Genomic DNA, 6,917 nt, shown 5'->3' with positions numbered 1-6,917 from the left:
ATAATCTGTTCTTCGGTGAATCGCTTCTTCATGACCGTTCCTCTCTTGGGAACGGACTCTACATCGTCAACGTACTAATCGCGGGGAGCAGGTCACCCTTAATAAACCCGAGACCAGGCCGATTATTTGGACGGGTTTTCCATTAATACTCGCGGCTGACCTAAACGCTCCCCATTTCTGTCTAGGCAAAAAAAAGGATGCGCGAGCGACGGGAACACGCCCGCGCACCTTCAAGAGCACAGACAGGTACTGCTCAGTGCGCCGGGCTGCCAACGCCGCCCAGCAAGTTAGTGACAGGGGCCAGCGGATTGCCGCCCGATGTGCCGCCGGCTGCGCTGGTCGCGCCGCTCAGCAGATTGGTGATGGGCGCCAGCGGATTGCTGCCACCGGCTGCGCCGCCCAGCAGGCCCGTGACAGGCGCCAGGGGACTGGAGCCGCCAGATGCGCCGCCCAGGAGGCCGGTCAACGGAGCCAGCGGGGTCGTACCGCCGGAGCTGCCCCCCACGCCGCCGAGCAGGCCGCCCAGCGGGTTGCTGCCCGCCGACCCGCCGGTCGTGGCGACACCGCCGATTGCTGCGACAGTCGTCCCGAGCGACGTCACCACCGGGCCCAGGGTCGAGACCACCGGTACGCCCGTCCCGGTGATGGTGTTGCCGGCACCGCCCACGCCGCCGCCAACGGTCCCAAGCAGATTGTTCAAGGCTCCGCCCAGGCCCGTCGAATCGCCAATCATCTGAGTAGCGCCGCTGACCTGCGTGGTGACTGGCACGATGGCCGTGCTCAGTTGCTGCGTCACCTGCTGCACCGCGCCGGAAGACAGCGCGCTGCCCAGCAGCGTACCGCCACCAATCAGCGCCTGGCCGATCTGCTGGACGCCGCCGCCCACCGGTTGAGTGATCGGTGCCAACGGTGCGCCAGAACCTTGGCCGAGGCCTTGCACGAGCGAGCCTGCGCTCACGGTGGCCTGACCCAGGTCCGTCACGACATTGCCGGTGCTGGCCACCGTTGTACCGATCGGATTGGGGTTCTGGCCCATCTTGCCAAGCCCGGTTTGGACGCCCAGACCGAGATCGCTGACCGCCTTGCCGGCGTTGTCAACCGTGCCGCCCAGCCCGGCCTTGGCCTGATCCGACAAGCCCGGAATGTTTGCGTTTTGAAGCGTGGAGCCGAGGCTGCTGACCGCCTGGCCAGTCGCCACAACGGTGTTGCCCGTGCCGTTTGCGACCTTGCCGACGGGCGTCACGCCCGTCGTGTCGTTCGGGCTCGGATTCGGCGAACTGCCCGAGCCGGAGCCTCCCGAAGAGCAAGCCGCCAACATAAGAGCGGCAACAGCGCAGGCCAACGGCGCAACGCGAATGGAGTGTCGAATGTGAGTCATGGTCCGTCCCTTTCTTGGAATGATGTGTCTTGATGTCTGAGCTCGGTATTGCGGACTGCGGGCCGCATTCTGCAAATCGCATGCCAACCGCATTAGAAACAGGGTTCAGTTTTCAAAGGACGGCGTGTGTGTTGGTTTTACGGGCACCGCGTCAGGTGTTTCCCTAACTTGAGCGCCGACCGTTACCCCACCCAAATCCATGTTCCCAGCGTTACGACGTAACGTGACACGGAACACATCCATCGCCGACATAACCCCGAGAGCAGACGTTTAACCCCCACTTTTGTGGGGTATGTAAATTCAGCATTCTGATTAGTTTTCACAATTCCCCCGCTTTATCGAGATAAACGGGGCAAATTCAGATACAGCATTACACAGTGCGTAATAATGGTGACATGGCACACCGTTTGCAGAGTCCGGCCACCTCACGTCGAGAGTGAGACTTTTTCCTGCTGACTAAAGCGGACTTTTAAAACGGGAGATCCATCATGAATAAGAATATCAAGTGCCTGGCCGCCACCATGGCAAGCCTGTTGGTTTTGGGTGGTTGCGCCAGCTCCGGCTCAGGAGACATGGGCAGCTCGCTGGGCGGCTCGAACGGCGGCGGCTCGAACAACAACGGCGGTTCAACACCAACGCCTTCGCCCTCCCCGTCGCCTTCGCCTTCGCCTTCGCCGTCGCCGTCGCCTTCGCCTTCGCCTTCGCCGTCCCCCAGCCCGACTCCGGCACCTGCGCCGCTGACGCCGACCGGCGCCGTCCTCAACAATGCAGGGGGCATCGTCACGGCGGCCGGCTCGACTGTGAGCGGCCTCGGCAAGACCATCGCCACCGCGCCGCTGCCCTCGCAGCTGAGTGGCGTGCAAAGCGGCTTGGGCGGTGTGGTTGAAAACGCTGGCGCGACGGTTTCGACGCTGGGCACGGGCGTACAGAACGGGTTGGGCAGTATCGGCCGCAACACCAATCCGGTTGGCACCACCGTTTCCAGCCTCGGGAACGTGGTGACCGGTGCGGGCAACACGGTCACGAGCGCCGGCACGCTGGTCAACAACCTGGGCACCGGTCCGCTGGCGCCGCTGGCTCCAGTGACAACACCGCTGGCAGGCGTGGTCACGCAAGTCGGCCAGGCTGTTGCCAACGGCGGCGGCACGCTGGGCACGGCCCTGTCGACCGGCCCGGTGGAGCAACTCACGCAGCAACTGAGCACGGCCATCGTGCCGCTGACGTCGCAGATCACCAGCGGCACACAGACGCTGGGCGCGGCCACGGGTCTGGGTTCCCCGGCAAACTCACTGCTGGGCACGATTGGCGGCGCGGTGGCCAATGGCGGTACGACCCTCACCGCTGCCAACGTTCCGGTGGTCAGTGGTCTCGGTGGCGTGGTGACGGCCGCAGGCACCACGGTTGCCGCGCTGGGCGGCGCTGTGTATTCGCCGACGGCCTCGGGTGGTAATCCGCTGGCCCCGATCACGGGCTTGCTGGGCGGCCTGGGTGGCGCAACGGGCGGCAGCAACCCGCTCGCTCCGATCACTGGCGCACTCGGTGGCCTCGGCGGCGCTGGTGGCACCAACCCGCTGGCGCCAATTACAGGCTTGCTGGGCGGCCTGGGTGGCGCGACGGGCGGTAGCAACCCACTTGCTCCGATCACCGGTGCGCTCGGTGGTCTTGGCGGCGCTGGTGGCACCAACCCGGTGGCGCCGATTACGGGCTTGCTGGGCGGCCTGGGTGGCACGCCAGGTGGTAGCAACCCGCTTGCTCCGATCACCGGTGCGCTCGGTAGCCTGGGCGGTGCAGCCGGTGGTGCCAGCAACCCGCTGGGGCCCATCAGTGCGATCACGGCCCCGGTTGGCGGTGTGGTCACCACGGTGGGCACCGGCCTGACGTCAGCAGGTGCGGCAACACCGCTGTCTCCGGTCACCGGCGCGGTGGGTGGTCTGCTGGGTACGGTGGGCACCACACTAGGCGGCACGCGCCACTGATCCGCGGTCCACGCTTCGGCGGACCGGCTAACACGCCAGTCCGCCGCTGTCGCGTTTCAAACGCATCGATGCCGCGCAATGCGGCATCGTCATTGGGCTGGCTGCCACGCACCTATCACCCCAGTATCTACTTGGGCCGTTGCGTCGCGTGAACGCTCGCTCAATGTGTTTTGTTGTAAAGCACCATGTCTCGCGGTTATCGTTTGATGGAACGCGCGGCTGCACGGCTTCGCGACACTACAAACGAAATCACGGAGGAGACAGGCGTGCGGACCACCACCATGCGGTTGGCCCTGGCCACAGGCGTAGCACTGACCGGCCCGGCACTGAGCTGGGCCCAGAGCAGCCCCACTCAAGGCAACCCGATCGACACGCTTCCCAAGGTCGATACCTCCCGTCCGCCCCAGCAGAAGATCCAGGTGGAAGTGCAGCGGCCGAATCCGGCACTGGAAAACCTGCTCGCCACGCATCTCACACCGACCAAGTTCCAGATCGAAGGCGTCAAGACGCTGCCGTTTCCCGAGGTCGCTGCGCATTTCGCGCCGCTGGCCGGGCACGACGTGACCGTCGCGCAACTGCTGCAGGCCGCCAACGATGTCACCAAGCTGTATGCCGACCGCGGTTTCCCGCTCTCATTTGCTTTCGTGCCGGCACAAACGTTTGAAGGCGGTGTCGTGCGCGTCACCGTGGTCGAAGGCTATGTGGCGCGCATGCGTATCGAGGGCACACCCGGGCCACTGGAAGACCGCCTGCGAGAAATCTCGCAGCGCCTGATGAATGAGAAGCCCCTGCGCCGCGAAACGTTCGAGCGCGTCACCGGCGTGCTGGCGCTGCAACCCGGCGTGCAGATCACCGCGACTGTGCAGCCGCCCACCACCACCGATGGTGCGAGCGAACTCGTGTTGAACGTGAAGCGCCAGCCGTACACGATCGGCACGGGCATCGAATACCGTTCGCCGGGTGTGCGGGCCATCATTACGGGCACGCTCAATAGCGTGACGCCGCTGGGCGAGCAGATCACCGTCTCGACGCTGCAACCGCGCGGGTCGGATCATGAGACGTTCTACTCGGCCTCGTGGGCTCAGCCAATCGGCACCGACGGGCTGCTGGCCAAGCTCACGTGGTCGCACTATCGCGGCATGCCCGAGAATCTGCCGCTGGAGCAACTGGGCTATCAATCGCGCTACCTGACCGACACGCAACGGCTCGGGTTGTCATTGAGCTATCCGGTACTGCTGTCGAACACGCGCAACCTGATGGTGACGGGCACCTTCTACGGCAACGACGACAAGCAGCGCTACAACCCGCAAGTCACCACGCTCCCGCAAACTGAGCTGGATACCAAAGTCCGCGTGGCCGGCGCCGAGGTGCTCTATACCGAAATCAACCCGGGCGAGACTCGACGTGCGTCGTTGAGCTTATACCAAGGCATCAACAGCTTGGGCGCCGGCAAGGCCGCCTCGTCCAACGCCAAAAACGATGTTGACCTGAGCTTCCTGCGCACGCGCGTCACCGCCAGCGAAGCCCACGACTTGCCCCTGGGCTTTGGCGTGGTGGTGTCGGGGGCAGCGCAGTACAGCGGCGCGGTGCTTCCATCGTCGGAGCAGATCAGCTTTGGCGGACGCTTCTTCGGTCTCGCCTATCCGGCCGGTGAAGTGGCAGGTGATCGCGGCTGGGGCGCATCGGTGGAAATCAACCGCGCATTCCAGGTATCGATGGACTATCTGAAGACCGTGCAACCTTACCTGCTGTACGACACCGCAAAGGTCTATTCGAATGCAGGCACGCTGGTGCATGATCAGCTCGGCTCGATTGCCCTGGGCGTGCGCTTCTCCGATCGGAAGTACTACACGCTGGACTTGGCCATCGCGCGTCCCGTGGGAGACAAGCCGATCAACTCAAGCTCGCGCAGCCTGCGGTTCAACGCCGCCTACACGTACCAGTTCAACTGACACACGCCGGTATCGTGAACATGTGCACGAATTTTTTATATTTTTTATATTTCAGCGCTGAAAGTCGCCCATACTCCCCTCTCAAGGGGGGGATACATCGCCGCCGGAATTTGGGAGCATCGAAAGCGGAATGTTAAGTTTTTCCAAAGAGTTGCCGATTACCACAGAAGTCGCGCAGAACAACAATAATCATGACAGCGACGGCGGCATCACGCCGCAACACGCCGACAGCAAGGGATTGCACTCTGAGCTGTCGCAATACGCACCGGGGGCCATCATGCTGCAACGTCTATCGGATGACGCAGAATTCCATCGACTCGTCGATACCATCTACGAGGCGGTACTCGAGCCTGCGCAGATGCCGATCGCCCTGGCCCTGCTTTCTGTGTATGCCGGCGCCGAAAGCGCACACTATTTCGTCTGGGACAAGCACACCGACACGCCGCGCCACGGCGTTTCGTCGGGCTGGTGCCAGCACTGCCCGCAGCCGGGCCACTGCAACAGCTTCTGTCACGATCCGCAACTGATGAGCGCCGCGCCGCCCGAAGAGACGCCTTCGGCAGGCATGACACTGATCGATACGCCCGACATGCGCGGCACGATGCGCCTGCGCACGCGCGACGACGATGCATCGGAAGTCAGCACCATCGAACGCGAAACCCGCCTGCAGCGCGTGCTGCCGCACCTGCAACGGGCTGCGCGCATGCAGCAGCGCAATCTTGAGCTGAACGAACTCGCCGCACTCGGCATGGCCGGGCTGGATACGCTCGACTTCGGCGTGATGGTCATCGAGCGCACCATGCGCGTGAAATACGCCAACGCCTGGGCGCGCACGATGACGACGGAAGACGACCGCTTGTCGCTCGATGGCAGCCTGTTGCATTCGGCTGATCACACACACGACGCGGCGCTTCGCAACCTCATCGAACATGCTGCCGGGTCACTCGGCGTACAAGGCGCGGCCGGTTCGTGGATGTACCTGGCGCGCGATGGCCGCCCGGTACCGTTCATTGCCACGCCGCTCACGCCTTCCGATGCGATGCGTTCGGCCTGGGCCTCGCCGCTGGCGCTGGTGCTCGTCGGCAACTCCGAGGCACGGTCCGTCATGGACGCCGGCGTGCTCGCCTCGCTCTTCGGGCTGACCAACAAGGAATGCATCGTCGCTGCACGGCTGGCCGCAGGCGAAACCCTGCAGGAAATTGCCGAGCGCGAATTTCTCTCGCTGCACACGGTGCGCGTGCATATCCGCGACATCCTGCGCAAGACCGGCACGCATCGCCAGTCTGAGCTTGTGCGCCTGCTGCATCTGTTGCCCAGCGTCGATCTGGAACGTGCTGGCGCTGCCACTCCGGCTGCGCGCCGGCGGGGCCGCCTCAACGCCTGAGTACGTGCGCGATTTTCCTCCCCACTTCGCCTGACTTCCGACGCTCAATCACGAGCGGCGAGCCATCCGCGTATACCCGGCTCACGTTTCGGCGGTTTCTGCCGATCCCCCAAGACAGGCGTGGCGCCGTCATGCTGGCTTGATGCGAAGCGGTAACGGCGAATGATCCCGACGCATTCTGTGAATAACGCGCAACAAACGCGCCTTTTCGCGGCCTGAAACGACAG

General features: G+C 64.0%; 4 protein-coding genes. 3 read left to right on the top strand and 1 reads right to left on the bottom strand.

Annotation, left to right across the window (positions count from 1 at the left end; genetic code table 11):
* Positions 1 to 253: 253 nt before the first annotated feature.
* Positions 254 to 1,378, bottom strand: coding sequence for a collagen-like triple helix repeat-containing protein (locus ACUXH0_RS06745; protein ID WP_004627382.1), 1,125 nt, complete (start codon positions 1,376 to 1,378; stop codon positions 254 to 256).
* Between the two features lie 488 nt (positions 1,379 to 1,866).
* On the opposite strand from ACUXH0_RS06745, the gene ACUXH0_RS06740 reads away from it, so the two are divergent.
* The 3 genes from ACUXH0_RS06740 (at position 1,867) to ACUXH0_RS06730 (ending at position 6,690) form a co-directional block, all read left to right on the top strand.
* Positions 1,867 to 3,354, top strand: a complete 1,488-nt coding sequence (locus tag ACUXH0_RS06740) for a collagen-like triple helix repeat-containing protein (RefSeq protein ID WP_182594047.1) — start codon at positions 1,867 to 1,869, stop codon at positions 3,352 to 3,354.
* Positions 3,355 to 3,620: 266 nt separating this feature from the next.
* The gene (locus tag ACUXH0_RS06735; protein WP_182594046.1) at positions 3,621 to 5,306 is read left to right on the top strand and encodes a ShlB/FhaC/HecB family hemolysin secretion/activation protein; all 1,686 of its coding nucleotides are present in this window, start codon (positions 3,621 to 3,623) and stop codon (positions 5,304 to 5,306) included.
* Between the two features lie 130 nt (positions 5,307 to 5,436).
* Positions 5,437 to 6,690, top strand: coding sequence for a helix-turn-helix transcriptional regulator (locus tag ACUXH0_RS06730; RefSeq protein WP_182594045.1), 1,254 nt, complete (start codon positions 5,437 to 5,439; stop codon positions 6,688 to 6,690).
* Positions 6,691 to 6,917: the final 227 nt, after the last annotated feature.

The sequence above is a fragment of the Ralstonia sp. 110700041-2 genome, from assembly GCF_056280165.1.
Note: the sequence above shows the minus strand (reverse complement) of the source record. Positions and strands in the feature narration are given on the sequence as shown.

Bases quoted from the DNA above. Each gene is read 5' to 3' on its own strand.
- ACUXH0_RS06745 (WP_004627382.1), bottom strand. From the start codon at position 1,378: ATGACTCACATTCGACACTCCATTCGCGTTGCGCCGTTGGCCTGCGCT.
- ACUXH0_RS06740 (WP_182594047.1), top strand. From the start codon at position 1,867: ATGAATAAGAATATCAAGTGCCTGGCCGCCACCATGGCAAGCCTGTTG.
- ACUXH0_RS06730 (WP_182594045.1), top strand. From the start codon at position 5,437: ATGTTAAGTTTTTCCAAAGAGTTGCCGATTACCACAGAAGTCGCGCAG.